Source organism: Streptomyces durhamensis (genome assembly GCF_000725475.1).
Taxonomy (GTDB): domain Bacteria; phylum Actinomycetota; class Actinomycetes; order Streptomycetales; family Streptomycetaceae; genus Streptomyces; species Streptomyces filipinensis.
Window position 1 is genome coordinate 69,248 of record NZ_JNXR01000033.1, and the last position, 17,145, is coordinate 86,392.

Annotated in this window: 12 protein-coding genes and 1 pseudogene; 12 read left to right on the forward strand and 1 reads right to left on the reverse strand. The window is 72.4% G+C overall.

From position 1 onward, the window contains the following. The first annotated feature begins 215 nt into the window (after positions 1 to 215). The 11 genes and pseudogenes from IO33_RS0135790 (at position 216) to IO33_RS0135845 (ending at position 13,384) form a co-directional block, all read left to right on the forward strand. The gene (locus tag IO33_RS0135790; protein WP_031172910.1) at positions 216 to 1,124 is read left to right on the forward strand and encodes an ABC transporter ATP-binding protein; all 909 of its coding nucleotides are present in this window, start codon (positions 216 to 218) and stop codon (positions 1,122 to 1,124) included. Beyond that, entirely contained in the window at positions 1,121 to 1,855 is a 735-nt protein-coding gene (locus IO33_RS0135795; RefSeq protein ID WP_031172912.1) for an ABC transporter permease, read from the forward strand. Before IO33_RS0135790 ends, IO33_RS0135795 begins: the two co-directional genes overlap by 4 nt. A gap of 25 nt (positions 1,856 to 1,880) precedes the next feature. Next, positions 1,881 to 3,131, forward strand: a complete 1,251-nt coding sequence (locus IO33_RS0135800; protein ID WP_031172913.1) for a sensor histidine kinase — start codon at positions 1,881 to 1,883, stop codon at positions 3,129 to 3,131. Next, a complete protein-coding gene (locus tag IO33_RS0135805; protein ID WP_051927151.1) occupies positions 3,121 to 3,804 on the forward strand; it encodes a response regulator in 684 nt (227 codons plus the stop codon). Before IO33_RS0135800 ends, IO33_RS0135805 begins: the two co-directional genes overlap by 11 nt. A gap of 295 nt (positions 3,805 to 4,099) precedes the next feature. Then, the gene (locus tag IO33_RS0135810; RefSeq protein WP_031172916.1) at positions 4,100 to 4,624 is read left to right on the forward strand and encodes a hypothetical protein; all 525 of its coding nucleotides are present in this window, start codon (positions 4,100 to 4,102) and stop codon (positions 4,622 to 4,624) included. A 152-nt stretch (positions 4,625 to 4,776) separates the two neighbouring features. Next, the gene (locus IO33_RS0135815; RefSeq protein ID WP_031172918.1) at positions 4,777 to 6,483 is read left to right on the forward strand and encodes an ABC transporter transmembrane domain-containing protein; all 1,707 of its coding nucleotides are present in this window, start codon (positions 4,777 to 4,779) and stop codon (positions 6,481 to 6,483) included. A 334-nt stretch (positions 6,484 to 6,817) separates the two neighbouring features. Beyond that, complete coding sequence (locus tag IO33_RS0135825) at positions 6,818 to 7,018, forward strand: hypothetical protein (RefSeq protein ID WP_031172920.1); 201 nt, start codon at positions 6,818 to 6,820, stop codon at positions 7,016 to 7,018. Continuing rightward, complete coding sequence (locus IO33_RS0135830) at positions 7,015 to 8,778, forward strand: ABC transporter ATP-binding protein (protein WP_031172922.1); 1,764 nt, start codon at positions 7,015 to 7,017, stop codon at positions 8,776 to 8,778. The genes IO33_RS0135825 and IO33_RS0135830 overlap by 4 nt, the downstream gene beginning before the upstream one ends. A gap of 322 nt (positions 8,779 to 9,100) precedes the next feature. Then, a pseudogene (locus IO33_RS44750) lies at positions 9,101 to 10,992 on the forward strand (M4 family metallopeptidase). A gap of 236 nt (positions 10,993 to 11,228) precedes the next feature. Then, positions 11,229 to 12,797 carry a M4 family metallopeptidase gene (locus IO33_RS0135840; protein WP_031172924.1) on the forward strand — a complete coding sequence of 523 codons (1,569 nt, stop codon included), beginning with the start codon at positions 11,229 to 11,231 and terminating at the stop codon, positions 12,795 to 12,797. Positions 12,798 to 12,862: 65 nt separating this feature from the next. Beyond that, positions 12,863 to 13,384: a DUF1990 domain-containing protein gene (locus IO33_RS0135845; RefSeq protein WP_031172926.1), complete on the forward strand. Its 522-nt coding sequence runs from the start codon at positions 12,863 to 12,865 to the stop codon at positions 13,382 to 13,384. 48 nt (positions 13,385 to 13,432) lie between these two features. Here IO33_RS0135845 and glgP read toward each other — a convergent pair whose 3' ends face one another. Further along, complete coding sequence (gene glgP / locus IO33_RS0135850; RefSeq protein ID WP_031172928.1) at positions 13,433 to 16,051, reverse strand: alpha-glucan family phosphorylase; 2,619 nt, start codon at positions 16,049 to 16,051, stop codon at positions 13,433 to 13,435. A gap of 331 nt (positions 16,052 to 16,382) precedes the next feature. On the opposite strand from glgP, the gene IO33_RS0135855 reads away from it, so the two are divergent. Continuing rightward, positions 16,383 to 17,145 (forward strand): maltotransferase domain-containing protein (locus tag IO33_RS0135855; protein ID WP_031172933.1); only part of this gene is annotated, 763 nt, incomplete at its 3' end.

Genomic DNA, 17,145 nt, shown 5'->3' on the forward strand with positions numbered 1-17,145 from the left:
CCGCGAGCGTACGGACCGGCACGGACATCGCCCACCGAGTTTCGGCCGGACCGGGCCGCCCGCCGGTCCCGCGATCTGCCTGTTCGAGCATCCGCACAGGGGGGTCGTAAGGCGGGGTCGACGAGGGTCGTAGGGCGGGGTCAACCGATCGGACGATGCCGTCCCGAGCGGGCCGGCCGATGTGCCGGACCCGGCCCGCCCGGGATGCTCAAGTCATGCCATCCGTCATCGAAGTCACCGATCTGCGCAAGTCCTACGGCGGCCGGGCCGTGGTCGACGGCGTCTCGTTCGCTGTGGAGGAGGGCGAGATCTTCGGGATCCTCGGCCCCAACGGCGCCGGCAAGACGACCACCGTGGAGTGCGTCGAGGGGCTGCGGGTGCCCGACGCGGGCCGGGTCCGGGTCGCGGGCCTGGATCCCGTGGCCGACCACGACGAGGTCGTCAGGATCCTCGGCGCCCAGCTCCAGCAGAGCGAACTCCAGCCCAAGCTGACCGTCCGCGAGGCGCTGGAACTGTACGCCTCCTTCCACCCGCGCCCGGCCGACTGGCGGCCGCTCGCCGAACGCCTGGGGCTGACGGCGAAGCTGGGCACCCGGTTCGGCAAGCTGTCCGGCGGGCAGCAGCAGCGGCTGTCCATCGCGCTGGCCCTCGTCGGCAGTCCGCGGGTGGTCGTACTGGACGAGCTGACCACCGGTCTGGACCCGCGCGCCCGCCGCGACACCTGGCAGCTCATCGAGGACGTGCGCGCGAGCGGGGTCACCGTGCTGCTGGTCACCCACTTCATGGAGGAGGCGCAGCGGCTGTGCGACCGGATCGCGGTCATCGACAAGGGACGGGTCGCGGCGCTGGACACACCGGCCGGGCTCATCCGCCGCTCGGCGGGCGCCACCGTCATCAGCTTCACCCCGTCCGCGCCGCTGGACGAGCATGACCTCGCCGCCCTCCCGGCCATCGCCTCCGTCGAGCACAAGGACGGCCGGATCACGCTCTCCGGTACCGACGAGACCGTCAACGCGGTCATCACCCTGCTCGCCCGGCACCACATCACCGCCCATCAGCTCCGTGTCCTCGACGCCACCCTCGACGACGCGTTCCTGGACCTGACGAAGGAGGCCGCGGCATGAACACCGCCGTCCTGCGCACCGAGTTCCGCCTGTTCCGCCGCGAACCCGCGGCCGTGTTCTGGATCTTCCTGTTCCCGACGCTGCTGCTGGTGATCCTCGGCTCGATCCCGTCGTTCCGGGAGGCCGACAAGTCCCTGGGCGGCCTGCGGCCGGTCGACGCCTACGTCCCCATCACCGTCCTGGTCGCCCTGATCATGTCCGGGGTGCAGTCGCTGCCCCAGGTCCTGACCGGCCACCGGGAGCGGGGCATCCTGCGCCGGATGCGGCTCACTCCGGTACGGCCCTCCGCCCTGCTGTCCGCGCCGATGGTCGTCCTGGGCACGGTGGCGCTGGGCTCCGCGCTGCTCGCGCTCGTCGTCGGCCGGCTGGCCTTCGACGTGCGGCTGCCCGAGCAGCCGGCCGGCTACCTGCTGGCGCTGCTGCTCACGACCGGGGCGGCCCTGGCCCTCGGCTCCGTCGTCTCGGCGCTGTCCCGCACCACGAAGATGGCGAGCGCGATCGGCTCGGCGGTGTTCTTCCCGATGATGTTCTGCGCGGGCGTGTGGCTGCCGGTCCAGGAGATGCCGCACACACTGGCCCGTGTGGTGCAGCTCACCCCGTTCGGTGCGGCGGCCCGCGCGCTGGGCGAGGCGGCCTCCGGTGACTGGCCCGGCTGGGGGCACCTGGGCGTGCTCGCGGGCTGGACGGTGCTGCTGACGGCGGGGGCGGCGCGCTGGTTCCGCTGGGAGTGAGCGAGTCGTGCCGGACACTGGTGGCATGACGACCGACACGCACCTGCCGGCCCGGGTCTCCTTCGACAGGTGGGGGCCCTGGGCGCTGCTGACCGTCGGTGTCGTCGCGGCGGCGATCTCCGCCCGCGCGGTCGGCATGGACCGGCCCGGGATGGTCGTGTGCGCCGTCCTCGTGCCCGTGGCGGTCGTGCTGCAGCTGTGCTGGGGCGCGGTGAAGCGGAAGCGGCCGGACCCGAGCCGGACCGACGTCTGCCTCTACCTGCTGCGCTGGGCCCTCGCCTTCATGCTGACCTGGGCCAACCCGTTCTTCGCCTTCTACGCCGTGACCGGCTACTACACCGCGGGCCGCGAGCTGCCGCGCCGGCTGGTGCTGCCCGGTCTCTTCCTGACCGCCGTCACCATGGCCGGCAGCGAGATCGGCGGCTGGCCGCCGCACGGGCTGTTCCTGTGGCTCGGCTTCTGCCTGGTCCTGGCCGTCAACATGGGCATGGTCACCGTGTTCACCCGGTACGCCGTGCAGGAGCAGGACCGCGCCGCCGTCCAGGCCGGCACCATCGACGAACTGGAGCGCACCAACACGGCGTTGCAGCAGGCGCTGGACGAGAACGCCGCGCTGCACGCCCAGCTGCTCGTGCAGGCGCGGGAGGCGGGGGTGGCCGACGAGCGCCGCCGGCTCGCCGCCGAGATCCACGACACCATCGCGCAGGGCCTGACCGGGATCATCGCCCAGCTGCAGGTGGTGGCGAACGCCCCCGATCTGACCACCGCCCGCACCCACCTGGAGCGGGCCTCGGCACTCGCCCGGCACAGCCTCGGCGAGGCCCGCCGCTCGGTGCACAACCTGGCCCCGGTCGCGCTGGCCGCCGACGGGCTGCCGGAGGCGCTGAAGAAGACGGTCGCCGAGTGGGGCGAACGCACCGGTGTACGGGCCGACTTCACGGTCACCGGCACCACCGAGCAGCTCCACGACGAGGTCTCGGCGACGCTGCTGCGCATCGCCCAGGAGGCCCTGTCCAACGCGGCCCGGCACGCCCGCGCGAGCCGTGTCGGGGTGACCCTCTCCTTCATGGGCGACGAGGTCACCCTCGACATCCGCGACGACGGCACCGGCTTCGACCCGGCCGCCGTCCCGGAGCGGACGCGCGGCGGGGGCTTCGGCCTGGACGGCATGCGGGCCCGCGCCGAACGCATCGCGGGCTCCCTCACGCTGGAGTCGGAGCCGGGGCACGGTACGGCGGTGTCGGCTCGCGTACCGTTGGTGGGTGATGACCGCTGAATCTCCCGTCTCCCTGCTGATCGTCGACGACCACCCGGTCGTCCGCGACGGCCTGCGCGGCATGTTCGACTCCGCCGCCGGCTTCACCGTGCTCGGCGAGGCCGCGAGCGGCGTCGAGGCGGTGGCCCGGGCCGCGGCCCTGGACCCGGACGTGATCCTGATGGACCTGCGGATGCCCGGCGGCTCCGGTGTGGACGCCATCCGCGAGCTGACCCGGCGCGGCGCCCGCGCCAAGGTCCTGGTCCTCACCACCTACGACACCGACTCCGACACGCTGCCCGCGATCGAGGCGGGCGCGACCGGCTATCTCCTCAAGGACGCCCCGCGCGACGAGCTGTTCACCGCCGTCCGGGCCGCCGCCGAGGGCCGTACGGTCCTCTCCCCCGCCGTCGCCTCCCGCCTGGTCCAGGCCGTCCGCACGCCCCGCCGGCCCGACGCCGAGCCCCTGTCCGCCCGCGAGCGCGAGGTCCTGGCCCTGGTCGCCAAGGGCACCTCGAACCGCGAGATCGCCCGCGAACTGTTCATCAGCGAGGCCACGGTCAAGACCCACCTCACCCACCTGTACGCCAAGCTCGGCGTCAACGACCGGGCGGCGGCGGTGGCGGTGGGGTACGACCGGGGGATCCTGGGCCGGCCTCCCCAGGACATGGCGGGCCGGTCCGGCCCGAACTGATCCGGGCACCGCCGGTTCAACGGCTGTTCACCCGGGCCACGACAGGCAGTTGACGAAGCGTCACGCCTCCCGGCGGACCGGCTCGCGAGCCCTCGCGGGGCCCGTCGGCCACACCGCACCCCCGTCATGTCAAGACCATGCCAAGGCCACACCTTCCGCCGCACTCGCGCGAATAAACGTTCAACCAAAGGAGCCCTCGGTCGGGCAAAGGGGTCTACTCGCATAGACAATCCCGGTGCTGTCATGCTCACGACCGCCCGGAACCTCTGCCGGGCACCGCACCGGGAGACCCCACTTGTCCCGAATACCGCGCCCCCTGGTGACCACCCTCTCCACCCTCGCCCTCGCCGCCGCGGGCCTCACCGTCACCACCGGCACCGCCCACGCCGCGAGCTGCAGCCAGGACTACCTGCCCCTGCCCGACTCCGCCTGTACGCCCGGGGCCCTCAACCCCGACGTCACCCAGGACACCATCGGCTCCACCATCTGCGTGTCCGGCTGGACCGCGACCGTACGCCCGCCCAGCTCCTACACGAGCGCGCTGAAGAAGAAGCAGATCGTCGAGTACGGCTACTCCGACACCAGCCTCTCGGACTACGAGGAGGACCACTTCGTCCCGCTCGAACTCGGCGGCTCCCCGAGGAGCGAGCAGAACCTCTGGCCCGAACCGCACTACGGCGACGAGGCCTCCTCGGACAAGGACACCGTCGAGAACAAGCTCAAGAAGGCCGTCTGCGCCGGTGACGTCAGCCTCGCCGACGCCCAGGACGCCATCATGACCGACTGGACGACGGCCCTCTCCAGCCTCGGCCTGGGCTGAGCCCGCACTCCCCCGCGAGGCCGGCGCCCTCCCCCAAAGGGACCGGCCTCGCCACCGGCCGCCCCCCGAGCGGCCTTTTATTCGTTGGAGCACCCGTCCCACCCTGGATACCTTCGGGTTTTCCCGGCGACGCCGAGCCGATCGGGGGATGGATGATCGACGCGTACGAGGATCCGGGCAGGCCCGACACCCGCGGTGGCTGGTGGTACCTGTGGTGGCTGGTGCGACGGCAGCCGGGGCGGGCCGTGGCCGGGGCGGTGCTGGGCAGTGTGTGGATGGTGCTGCTGGCCGCGCAGCCGTATCTGATGGCGCGGGCCGTGGACGACGGGCTGGTGCCGGGGCGGCTGGGGGTGCTGGCCGCCTGGACCGCGGTGATGTTCGCGGTCGGGGCGGTGAACGCCTGGCTGAGCATCATGCGGCACCGCACGATGACCCGGGTCCGGATGGACGCCAACTTCCGCACCGTGAAGGTGGTCGTGGACCATGTGGTGCGGCTCGGGGCCGCGCTGGGGCGCCGGGCCGGGGCCGGCGAGGTGGTGACGATCGGGGTCGGCGACGTGCAGACCGTCGCACAGGCCCTGACCGTGGTCGGACCGGGCGTCGGCTCCGCCGTGGTGTACGCGGTGGTGGCCGGGCTGCTACTCACGGTCTCGCCGCCGCTGGCCGCCGTCGTACTGCTCGGACTGCCGGTGATCGCGCTGGTCACCGGGCCGCTGACGCTGCGCATGCAGGGCGCGGAGAGCGTCTACCGGGAACGGCAGGGCGTGCTCACCGCGCGCATCGGCGACCTCGCGGGCGGGCTGCGGGTGCTCAACGGGCTGGGCGGGAAGGGGCTGGTCTCGGACGCCTTCCGGGCCGACTCCCGGCGGCTGCGGGCGCAGGGGTACCGGGTGGGCGCGGTGGCCAGCTGGGTGCAGGCGCTAGGGGTGGGCCTGCCCACCCTGTTCCTGGCCGTGGTGACCTGGCTCGCGGCCCGGCTCACCGCGCAGGGGCAGCTCAGTATCGGCCAGTTGGTGGCCGTGTACGGCTATGTCGCGGTGCTGATCGGACCGGTGGCCTTCCTCGTGCAGATGACCTACGACCTCAACCGGGGCGTGGTGGCCGCGCGCCGGGTCGTACGGCTGCTGCGGCTGGAGCCGGAGCCGGACGAGGGCACGCTGTCCGCGCCCGGGGAACCGGCCGAGCTGCACGACCCGGCGTCCGGGGTGCGGGTGGCGCCGGGCCGGCTGACCGCGCTGGCCGCCGCCCGGCCCGCCGAGGCCGCCGCCGTGGTCGACCGGCTCGGCCGCTTCGGGCCGACCGACGCCACCTGGGGTGCGGTAAGGCTCGACGCGGTCCCGCTCGCCGAGGTACGGCGCCGGATCCTGGTCGCGGACAACGAGGCCGACCTGTTCGCCGGGCCGCTACGGGAGGTCGTGGCCGCTGAACACCCGGTCACCGAGGCGGAGTTGGCGCGCGCGCTGTACGCGGCCGCCGCCGAGGACGTCGTGCGTGCACTGCCCGACGGGCCGGACTCACCGGTGGCGGGCGGGGGCCGCAGCCTCTCGGGCGGGCAGCGGCAGCGGATGAGGCTGGTCCGGGCGTTGTCGGCCGACCCCGAGGTGCTGCTCGCGGTGGAACCGACCTCGGCACTGGACGCGCACACGGAGGCGACGGTCGCCCGGCGGCTGCGCGAGGCGCGGGAGGGCCGTACGACGCTGGTGACGTCCACCTCGCCGCTGATGCTGGACCGGGCGGACACGGTCGTCTTCCTCGTCGACGGCAAGGTCGCGGCGACCGGCACGCACCAGCACCTGCTGACCGCGGAACCGGGCTACCGATCACTCGTGGCCCGGGACACGGAAGGGGTCGCCCGGTGAGGGCGGATGGAGGACTGCTGCCGGTCGCCACCCACGGCCGGGTACGGCGGGCCGCGCCACGGTCGGCCCGGGCCGGCAAGCGTACCTTCGCCACCGCACCGGCCGCGGTGAGGCCGTGGCCGAACGGACGGATCGGGGACGGACGGTGACGGCGGGCGAGGGGCTGTTGCCGGCGGCCATGGCCGGCCGGGCGGATCGGGGGCGGACGGTGACGGCGGGCGAAGGACTGCTCCCGGCGGACACGGCCGAACGAGCGGATCGCAGCCAGCCGGTGACAGCGCACGGAGGACTACTCCCGGCGGACACGGCCGAACGAGCGGACCGGAGCCAGCCGATGACAACGGGCGAAGGACTGCTCCCGGCGACCACGGCCGAACGGACGGATCGAGGGCGGACGGTGACGGCGGGCGGAGGACTGCTGCCGGTCGCCACCCGGGGCCGGGTGCGGCGGGCCGCGCTACGGCCGGGCCAGGCCGGCGAACGGGCCTTCACCGTCACACCGGCCGCGGGCGGGCAGATCGGGGGTGAACGGTGACCGCGGGCGAGGGGCTGTTGCCGGTTGCCGACCGTGGCCGGGTGCGGCGGGCCGCGCTACGGCTGGTCCGGGCCGACGGGCGGGCGTTCACCGCCGCGCTGCTGCTGAACGCACTGGCCGCGGGGGCGGGGCTGGTGGGGCCGTGGCTGGTCGGGCGGATCGTCGACGAGGTGCGGACCGGGCACGGGGTCGGGGTGGTGGACCGGCTCGCGCTGTGGATCCTGCTGTGCGCGCTGGCCCAGCTGCTGCTCGCCCGCTGGGCGCGGTATGTGGGATACCGGTTCGGGGAGCGGACACTGGCCCGGGTGCGCGAGCAGTACGTCGACCGGGTGCTGGCGCTGCCCGCGTCCGTGGTGGAGCGGGCCGGCACCGGCGATCTGACGGCACGCGGCACGGCGGACGTGGCGATCGTCGGCACCACGCTCCGGGACGTCGGCCCGGAACTGCTGGTCAACACCGTGCAGGCGCTGTTCGTGCTGGGCGCGGTCTTCGCGCTGGACCCGTTGCTCGGGGCGTTCGGGCTGCTCGGGCTGACCCCGATCCGGCTGGCGCTGCGCTGGTATCTGCGCCGGGCCCGGGACGGCTATCTCGCCGAGGGCGCGGCCACCTCCCAGGTCGCGGAGATCGTCGCCGCGACGGCGGCCGGGGCCCGGACCGTCGAGGCGTTCGGGCTGCTGCACCGGCGGATCACGGCGAGCCGCGACGCGCTGGAGGAGTCCCGCCGCACCCGCCTGTACACGCTGTTCCTGCGAACGGTGTTCTTCCCGGCGGTCGAGGTGACGTACACCGTGCCCGTGGCGGGCGTGCTGCTGCTCGGCGGCTGGCTGCACCAGCGGGGCGAGGTCGGGGTGGGCGCGGTGGTGGCCGCGGCGCTGTATCTGCGGCAGTTCACCGAGCCGCTGGACCAGATCCTGATGCGTGTGGAGCAACTGCAGAGCAGCGGCGCCTCGTTCGCCCGGGTGGAGGGGCTGGCGCAGGCGCCGCCGCGCGGGGACGGCGCGGACGGCTCGCCGGTTCCGGCGGACGACCGCATCGACGTGCGCGCGGTCCGGTACGCCTACGAGCGCGGCGGCGAGGTGCTGCGCGGGGTGGACCTGACGGTACGGCCCGGGGAACGGCTCGCGGTGGTGGGCCCGTCAGGCGCCGGGAAGACGACACTGAGCCGGCTGCTCGCGGGCGTCGACCGGCCAGGGGCCGGAGCGGTGACGGTGGGCGGGGTGCCGGTCGCCGACCTGGCGCCGGAGCTGCTGCGCCGCCAGGTGGTGCTGGTGACGCAGGAGCACCATGTGTTCCTCGGCACGGTCCGCGACAACCTCCTGATCGCCGGGCCCGACGCCTCGGACGCCGACCTGTGGGCGGCGCTCGCCGCGGTCGGCGCCGACTGGGTGCGGGAGCTGCCGGACGGCCTCGACACCCCGCTGGGCGCGGGCGGCCGCTCCACCGACGGCTCCCAGGCCCAGCAGCTCGCCCTGGCCCGGGTGGTGCTGGCCGACCCGCACACCCTGATCCTGGACGAGGCCACCGCCCTGCTGGACCCCGCGACGGCCCGGCACGCCGAACGCGCGCTCGCCGCCGTCCTGCAGGGCCGTACGGTCATCGCCATCGCGCACCGTCTGCACACGGCCCACGACGCCGACCGGGTGGCGGTCATGGAGGACGGCCGTCTGACGGAACTGGGCACGCACGACGACCTGGTGGCCGCCGACGGCGCCTACGCGGCACTGTGGCGGACCTGGCACGGCGACACCGCGGGGCCGTGACGGGGCAGAGGGTGCGGGTGGTGGGGAGGGCGGGGAGAGGGCGCTGAAGGGGCGCCGCACCGATCAACCAACGGTTCGCATAACGAACATGAACATCCGGACAACGAACCATTTCCGGCCAACTTTGTGACGCGGTCCTGACAGGTGCACTGATCCCCTGTCACTCTTCCCAGGCCGACTCACAGCAACCCCACAGTGCCACCCCTGCTGTGCACGATCGGCCTGCACGTGGTTCCGCGTAACGCCCTGTTCTGCCCGGACGTCCCAACCCACCGTCCGGTCTCCCCTGGCCGCGCGACCCGCGGTCACGCAGAAGGAGTCAGTGTTGAGCAGCAGTTCCTCCTCTCGCAGACGCACCTCCCACACAGCGCAACGCCGCACCGCCACCGTCGCCCTCGCCGGTGTCGCCGCCCTGATCGCCGCCGTCCAGTCCGGCGCCGCCAGTGCCACACCGTCGAAGCCGCAGCCGGGCAGGATGAATCCGGCCCATGTCGCGGTCAAGCTCACGCCCTCGCAGCGCGTCGAGCTGATACGCCACGCCGACGCGACGACGGCCGCCACCGCCCGGAACCTCGGCCTCGGCGCCAAGGAGAAGCTGGTCGTCAAGGACGTCGTCAAGGACGCCGACGGCACCCTGCACACCCGCTACGAGCGCACCTACGCCGGCCTTCCGGTGCTCGGCGGCGACCTCGTCGTGGAGTCCAGGTCGGGCAAGACCATGGACGTCGTCAAGGCCACCGACACCACGCTGAAGGTCACCGGTCTCACCCCGGCCGTGCCGAAGGCCGCGGCCGAGAAGCAGGCGGTGCAGCGGGCCCGGGCCCTCGGCGGCAGCAGGCCGGCGGCCGACTCCGTCCGCAAGGTGATCTGGGCGGCGAGCGGAAAGCCCGTCCTGGCCTACGAGACGGTCGTCGGCGGCCTGCAGGACGACGGCACCCCGAACCAGCTGCACGTCATCACCGACGCGGCCACCGGCAAGAAGCTCTACGAGTACCAGGGCATCGAGACGGGCGTCGGCAACACCCGGTACAGCGGCCAGGTGAACCTGACCACGACCCACTCGGGGTCGACGTACACGCTGACCGACGGCGCGCGCGGGAACCACAAGACGTACAACCTGAACCACGGCACCTCGGGCACCGGCACCCTGTTCTCGCAGAGCAACGACACCTGGGGCAACGGCACCAACTCCAACGCCGCCACCGCGGGCGCGGACGCCCACTACGGCGCGCAGGAGACCTGGGACTTCTACAAGAACACCTTCGGCCGCAGCGGCATCAGGAACGACGGCGTCGGCGCCTACTCCCGCGTGCACTACGGCAACTCGTACGTGAACGCGTTCTGGGACGACGGCTGCTTCTGCATGACCTACGGCGACGGGTCCGGCAACACAACTCCACCGATGTCGGGGACTACCTCATCGGCGAGAAGATCGACATCAACGGCGACGGCAGCCCGCTGCGCTACATGGACAAGCCCAGCAAGGACGGCAGTTCGGCCGACTCCTGGTACTCGGGCGTCGGCAACCTCGACGTGCACTACTCCTCGGGCGTCGCCAACCACTTCTTCTACCTGCTGAGCGAGGGCAGCGGCGCCAAGGTGATCAACGGCGTCAGCTACAACTCGCCGACCGCGGACGGGCTGCCGGTCACCGGCATCGGCCGGGACAAGGCGCTGCAGGTCTGGTACCGGGCGCTGACCACCAAGTGGACGTCCACCACCGACTACGCGGGCGCCCGCACCGGCACCCTCGCGGCGGCCGGTGAGCTGTACGGCACCTCCAGCGCCGAGTACAAGGCGGTGCAGGACGCCTGGGCGGGCGTCGGCGTCGGCTCGCGCTCCGGCGGGGGCGGCGGAGGCGGCGGCGGTGTGTACGACAACAACACACCGGTGGCGATCCCGGACAACGGGCCCGCCGTCACCTCGAACATCACCGTCTCCGACAGGAGCGGAAACGCGCCGAGCAACCTCCAGGTGAGCGTCGACATCACGCACACCTGGCGGGGTGACCTGGTGATCGACCTCATCGGCCCGTCCGGCAAGGCGTACCGGCTGAAGAACTTCAGCTCCTCGGACTCCGCGGACAACGTGAAGCAGACCTACACGGTCAACGCCTCCGCCGAAACGGCCAACGGCACCTGGAAATTGAAGGTGCAGGATCAGGCCACCTACGACACCGGAACACTCAACGACTGGAAGCTGACGTTCCCGTAAACCGGCCGCCAAAAGCCCGGGAACTGGGGGTTGTCCGAGGGTCAAGCACCCTCGGGCGACCCCCGTTAACACACCTGCAACGTTTCTCGGACAGTCGTTTTTCAGCCAACATCACTTCAGGGCCCTGACATGTACGCGTCCCTGATGTCACTCTTCCCTCACCCGCCGCAGAGCTTCACCACACCGTTCCGGCCAGTAACCCCACGCTGACCGGACTCCCCACAGAAGGAGCTTGCGTGACCCCCCGCTACGCGCGTCACAAGCGCACCACCCTGGCCGTCGCCACCGCCGTCGCCGCCGGAGCCCTCCTCTCCACCGGTCTGGCCGCCAACGCCTCGGCCCAGACCCCGGCCGGTGCCGCCGCCAGGACGGCCGCGGCGCCGACCGCGCTGTCCGCCGCCGCCCGCACCTCCCTGATCCAGAAGGCGCAGGCCGGCGCGGCCGCGACCGCCCAGCAGATAGGCCTGGGGGCCAAGGAGAAGCTGGTCGTCAAGGACGTCGTCAAGGACGCCGACGGCACCGTCCACACCCGCTACGAGCGCACCTACGCGGGTGTGACCAGAGCGAACAAGGCGGCCATCAAGGTCGCCTCGCTCAAGCCGCAGATCACGGCCGCCAAGGCCGAGAAGCAGGCGGTGTCCGCCGCCAAGACCCTCGGCTCCGCCAAGTCCGCCTCGGACGGCGCCCGCAAGGTGATCTGGGCCGGCTCGGGCAAGGCCGTCCTCGCCTACGAGACGGTCGTCGGCGGTCTGCAGGACGACGGCACCCCGAACCAGCTGCACGTCATCACCGACGCGGCCACCGGCAAGAAGCTCTTCCAGGGCAAGACGCTGTACTCCGGCACGGTCAGCCTGAACAGCACGCAGTCGGGCTCGACGTACCAGCTCACCGACAGCGCCCGGGGCGGTCACAAGACCTACAACCTAGCCCGCAAGACGTCCGGCAAGGGCACCCTGGTGGCCAGCTCGACCAACGTCTTCGGCACCGGTACCGCCTCCAGCTCCTCCTCCGACCAGACCGCGGCCGCGGACGCCGCCTACGGCGCGGCGGAGACCTGGGACTTCTACAAGAGCACCTTCGGCCGCAGCGGCATCAAGAACAACGGCGTCGGCGCCTACTCGCGCGTCCACTACGGCAACGCGTACGTGAACGCGTTCTGGGACGACAGCTGCTTCTGCATGACGTACGGCGACGGCGACGGCAACACCGACCCGCTGACCTCGCTGGACGTGGCCGGGCACGAGATGAGCCACGGCGTCACCGCCAACACCGCGGGCCTGGAGTACTCCGGTGAGTCCGGTGGCCTGAACGAGGCGACCAGCGACATCTTCGGCACCGGCGTGGAGTTCTACGCCAACAACTCGTCCGACAAGGGTGACTACCTCATCGGCGAGAAGATCAACATCAACGGCGACGGCACCCCGCTGCGCTACATGGACAAGCCCAGCAAGGACGGCGGCTCGGCGGACTACTGGTCCTCCTCCGTCGGCAACCTGGACGTCCACTACTCGTCCGGTGTCGCGAACCACTTCTTCTACCTGCTGTCCGAGGGCAGCGGCTCGAAGACGATCAACGGGGTGACCTACAACTCCCCGACGAAGAACGGCTCCACGGTCACCGGCATCGGCCGGGACAAGGCGCTGCAGATCTGGTACAAGGCGCTGACCGAGTACTTCACCTCCACCACCGACTACTCCGACGCCCGCTCGGGCACCCTGTCGGCGGCGGCGGACCTGTACGGCTCCAGCAGCACCGAGTACAAGACGGTGGCGGCGGCCTGGAGCGCGGTCAACGTCACCAGCTGACCCGGCGGCTGACGGGCGGGCCCCAGGAGGAAGGCACTCCGGGGCCCGCCCTACCCTTGTGACCCATGTCCTCGGCGCCCTTCACCTACGAGCCGGTCGGCGCGACCCGCGACGTCCTGACGTACTGCCCGCCCGGCTTCCATCCCATGCTCGTACGCACCCGCCTCGGCGAAGGCCACGCGGTCTTCCAGCGGGCCGCCGAGGCGGTCCTCACGTGGGAGATGCACCGCGCCCTGGGCGTGGGCATCGACGCGGGCGCCGACCGGGCGGCCCCCGGCGTCGACGTCACTGTCACCCTGGCCGCCCTGATCAAGGCCCCCTGCCGCATCATCTGGACGGCCGAGGACCCCCGCCGGGCCGGCTGGGCCTACGGCACCCTGGAGGGCCACCCCGAGTGCGGCGAGGAGGCCTTCGTGGTCGACCGTACGGGCGACGGCACGGTGTGGCTGACGGTCGCGGCCTTCAGCAGGGGGGCCAAGTGGTACGCGAAGGCGGGCGGCCCGGCGACCCGGGGGCTGCAGCACGCGTACGCCCGCCGGTGCGGGACGGTGCTGCGCAAGCTGTGCGCGGGGCTGTCCGAGGACTGAGGAACCCGCCCGGGAGGGGGCTCCTCGTCCCCCGGCAGACCCTGCCCCCTACCGCAGCAGCACTCCGGACCCCTCCACCACCTCCTCCGAAGGCACCGTCAGCAGGCCGAGCTCGGCGGCGGAGGCGAGCAACCGGTGGGCCGGCAGGATGCGGACCGTGTAGCCGTAGGGGCCGGTGCGGTCCAGGGCCAGGGGGCCCTCGTACAGCAGGCGGCCCTCCAGGTCCGGGGTGCCGGTCGGCTTCAGCGGGACGACCGTCGCGTCGGTGATGCGGTCCTCCGCGTCGACCCGGCCGGACACCGCCTGGACCTCGACGTCGTCGGGGGTCAGGTCGCCCAGGCCGACCCGGACCCGCAGGTCCACCGTCGTGCCCAGCTCCGCCGTGGCCGTCGTCGCGGTCGTCTCCACGTGGTCGACGCTCACGCCCGGCCAGGCCGCCCGGACCCTCGCCTTCCACTCGGCCAGTGCGCTCGCGGTGTCCGGGGTCAGCGCGCGGTGCGCCTGTGCGGCGGGGACGTAGAGGCGGTCGACGTACTCGCGGACCATGCGGCCGGCCAGCACCTTGGGGCCGAGCAGACCGAGGGTCTGGCGAACCATCTGGATCCAGCGGTCGGGCAGACCGGCGCGTCCGCGTTCGTAGAAGCGGGGGGTGACCCGCTGTTCCAGAAGATCGTAGAGCGCCGCCGCCTCGATGTCGTCGCGGTGGTCCGGGTCCGTGCCGGCGCCGTCCGCCGTCGGGATGGACCAGCCGAAGTCCGGCTGGAACCATTCGTCCCACCAGCCGTCCAGGACGGAGAGGTTCAGGCAGCCGTTCAGCGCCGCCTTCATGCCGGACGTGCCGCAGGCCTCCAGCGGGCGCAGGGGGTTGTTGAGCCAGACGTCGCAGCCGGGGTAGAGCTTCTGCGCCATCGCCATGCCGTAGTCGGGCAGGAAGACGACCCGGTGGCGCACCCGGGGGTCGTCCGCGAAGCGGACCAGTTCCTGGACCAGGCGTTTGCCGCTGTCGTCCGCCGGATGCGCCTTGCCCGCCACGACGATCTGGATCGGGCGCTCCGGATGCAGCAGCAGCTCCATCAGCCGGTCGCGGTCACGCAGCATCAGGGTCAGGCGCTTGTACGACGGGACCCGGCGGGCGAAGCCGATCGTCAGGACGTCCGGATCCAGCACCCCCTCGATCCACCCCAACTCGGCGTTCGCGGCGCCCCGTTGGTGCCAGGACACCCGCAGCCGCTCGCGTACCTCCAGCACCAGCTGTTCGCGCAGGGTGCGGCGCAGCTCCCAGATCTCCTGGTCCGCGATGTCCGCGACCGAGTCCCAGCGCTCGGAGCCCCCGACGGTCAGCGCGTCCTCGGCGCGCTCGGAGCCGACCTGCCGGGCACCGAGCCGCAGCACCTCCGGAGCGACCCAGGTCGGCGCGTGCACCCCGTTGGTGACGGAGGTGATCGGCACCTCCTCGGCGTCGAACCCCGGCCACAGGCCCGCGAACATCTCCCGGCTGACCTGCCCGTGCAGCAGGGACACGCCGTTCGCCCGCTGGGCCAGCCGCAGCCCCATCACGGCCATGTTGAACAGGTTCGGCTCGCCGCCCGGATAGGTCTCCATGCCGAGGCGCAGGACGCGGTCCACCTCGATGCCGGGCAGCTCGGCGTCCGGCCCGAAGTGCCGGGCGACCAGTTCCCGGTCGAAGCGGTCGATGCCTGCCGGGACCGGTGTGTGCGTGGTGAAGACCGTGCCGCCGCGCACCGCCTCCAGCGAGGAGTCGAAGTCCAGGCCGTCGGCGCACAGTTCGGCGATCCGTTCCAGGCCCAGGAAGCCCGCGTGGCCCTCGTTGGTGTGGAACACCTCCGGCTCCGGGTGCCCGGTGAGCCGGCAGTACGTCCGCACCGCCCGGACACCTCCTATGCCGAGCAGCATCTCCTGCAGCAGCCGGTGCTCGCTGCCGCCGCCGTAGAGCCGGTCGGTCACGCCGCGTTCGCCGAGGTCGTTCTCCTCGACGTCCGAGTCGAGCAGCAGCAGCGGCACCCTGCCCACCTGGGCCAGCCAGATCCGGGCGTGCAACGCCTTGCCGCCGGGCAGCGCCAGCGAGACCTGCGCCGGGGCGCCGTCGGCCTCCTTCGGCTGGCTGAGGGGCAGCTCGTTGGGGTCGAGCACCGGATAGTGCTCCTGCTGCCAGCCGTCACGGGACAGGCTCTGCCGGAAGTAGCCGTGCCGGTAGAGGAGCCCGACTCCGATCAGGGGGACACCCAGGTCACTGGCGGCCTTGAGATGGTCGCCCGCGAGGATGCCGAGGCCGCCGGAGTACTGGGGCAGCGCGGCCGTGATGCCGAACTCCGGGGAGAAGTAGGCCACCGCGGCGGGCAGGCCGTCCGCCTGTGTCTGATACCAGCGGTCGCCGGTCAGATAGTCGTCGAGGTCGTCGGCGACCGCGCCGAGACGGCGCAGAAACCTCCGGTCCCCGGCCAGTTCGGCCAGCCTGCCCGACCGCACGCGGCCCAGCATCCGCACGGGGTCGCCCCCGGCCGCGGCCCAGGCCTCGGGATCGACGGACTGGAACAGATCGCGCGTTTCCGCATGCCAGGACCAGCGCAGATTGCGCGCCAGGTCGCTCAGCGGCCGGAGGGGTTCGGGGAGAACGGGACGGACGGTGAACCGACGGATCGCCTTCACATTCCACCTCGGACGCGTTACGGGGGAAGACGTACGGCGCTGTACGTCTCGTCGTCACCCTCGACGGTAGTGGTTACCCGGGCGTCGGTGGGGACCCACCCGCCGGGGGTGTCGGGGCGTGTGGAGGCGGTCACCGGGCACTCGGAAGAAGGAGGCCGGTCTTGCGGGTGGACATACGCGAGAGTAGTTACCAGGGTTCCGGATTGCCCACCCGAGCGGGGTGGGAAGGCTCCTCCGGTACACACCCCACAGGCGTCACCCAGCACCTCCGCAGGACCCACCTCCCCACATCCATCCGCCCACACCCACGTTGACGCGGACAGGAGCGGTCATGCCCGCCACGCACCACTCGTCAGCACCGCCGGCCGGCGGCAAGAGCACGGCACCGGCGAAGAAGACCTCGAAGAAGACAACGGGCAGGAAAGCCGTGAAGCCCACCCCTGATGTGCCCGGCCCGCCGGGCCCCGCCGACGCCGCGCCCGCCTTCGGGGAGACCACCCTCGGCCGCATCCCCGTCCTCGACGTACGCCCCGTGGTGCAGCAGGGGCGCAGGCCGGCCAAAGCGGTCACCGGAGAGTCGTTCGAGGTGTCGGCCACCGTCTTCCGGGAGGGACACGACGCGGTCGCGGCGAACGTCGTCCTGCGCGACCCGGCCGGCCGGCCCGGCCCCTGGACGCCGATGCGCGAACTCGCCCCGGGCACCGACCGCTGGGGCGCGACCGTCACCGCGGGCGAACCGGGCCGCTGGACCTACACGGTGGAGGCCTGGGCCGACCCGGTCGCCACCTGGCAGCACCACGCACGCATCAAGATCCCGGCCGGTATCGACACCGAACTGGTCATGGAGGAGGGCGCCCGGCTGTACGAGCGCGCGGCCGCCGGAGTCCCGAAGGAACGGCGATCGGTCGTGCGGGCCGCGGCCGCGGCCCTGCGTGACGAGAAACGCCCGGCCGCCTGGCGCCTCGCGGCGGCCCTGGCACCGCAGGTGAACGAGGTCCTGGCCCGGTACCCGTTGCGGGAATTGGTCACCGCCTCGGATCCGATGCCGCTGCTGGTGGAGCGGGAACGCGCGCTGTTCGGCTCCTGGTACGAGT

Coding starts and splice junctions, on each gene's coding strand:
- IO33_RS0135795 (WP_031172912.1), top strand. CDS start 1,121: ATGAACACCGCCGTCCTGCGCACCGAGTTCCGCCTGTTCCGCCGCGAA.
- IO33_RS0135825 (WP_031172920.1), top strand. CDS start 6,818: ATGACAACGGGCGAAGGACTGCTCCCGGCGACCACGGCCGAACGGACG.
- IO33_RS0135790 (WP_031172910.1), top strand. CDS start 216: ATGCCATCCGTCATCGAAGTCACCGATCTGCGCAAGTCCTACGGCGGC.
- IO33_RS0135800 (WP_031172913.1), top strand. CDS start 1,881: ATGACGACCGACACGCACCTGCCGGCCCGGGTCTCCTTCGACAGGTGG.
- IO33_RS0135815 (WP_031172918.1), top strand. CDS start 4,777: ATGATCGACGCGTACGAGGATCCGGGCAGGCCCGACACCCGCGGTGGC.
- IO33_RS0135845 (WP_031172926.1), top strand. CDS start 12,863: ATGTCCTCGGCGCCCTTCACCTACGAGCCGGTCGGCGCGACCCGCGAC.
- IO33_RS0135805 (WP_051927151.1), top strand. CDS start 3,121: ATGACCGCTGAATCTCCCGTCTCCCTGCTGATCGTCGACGACCACCCG.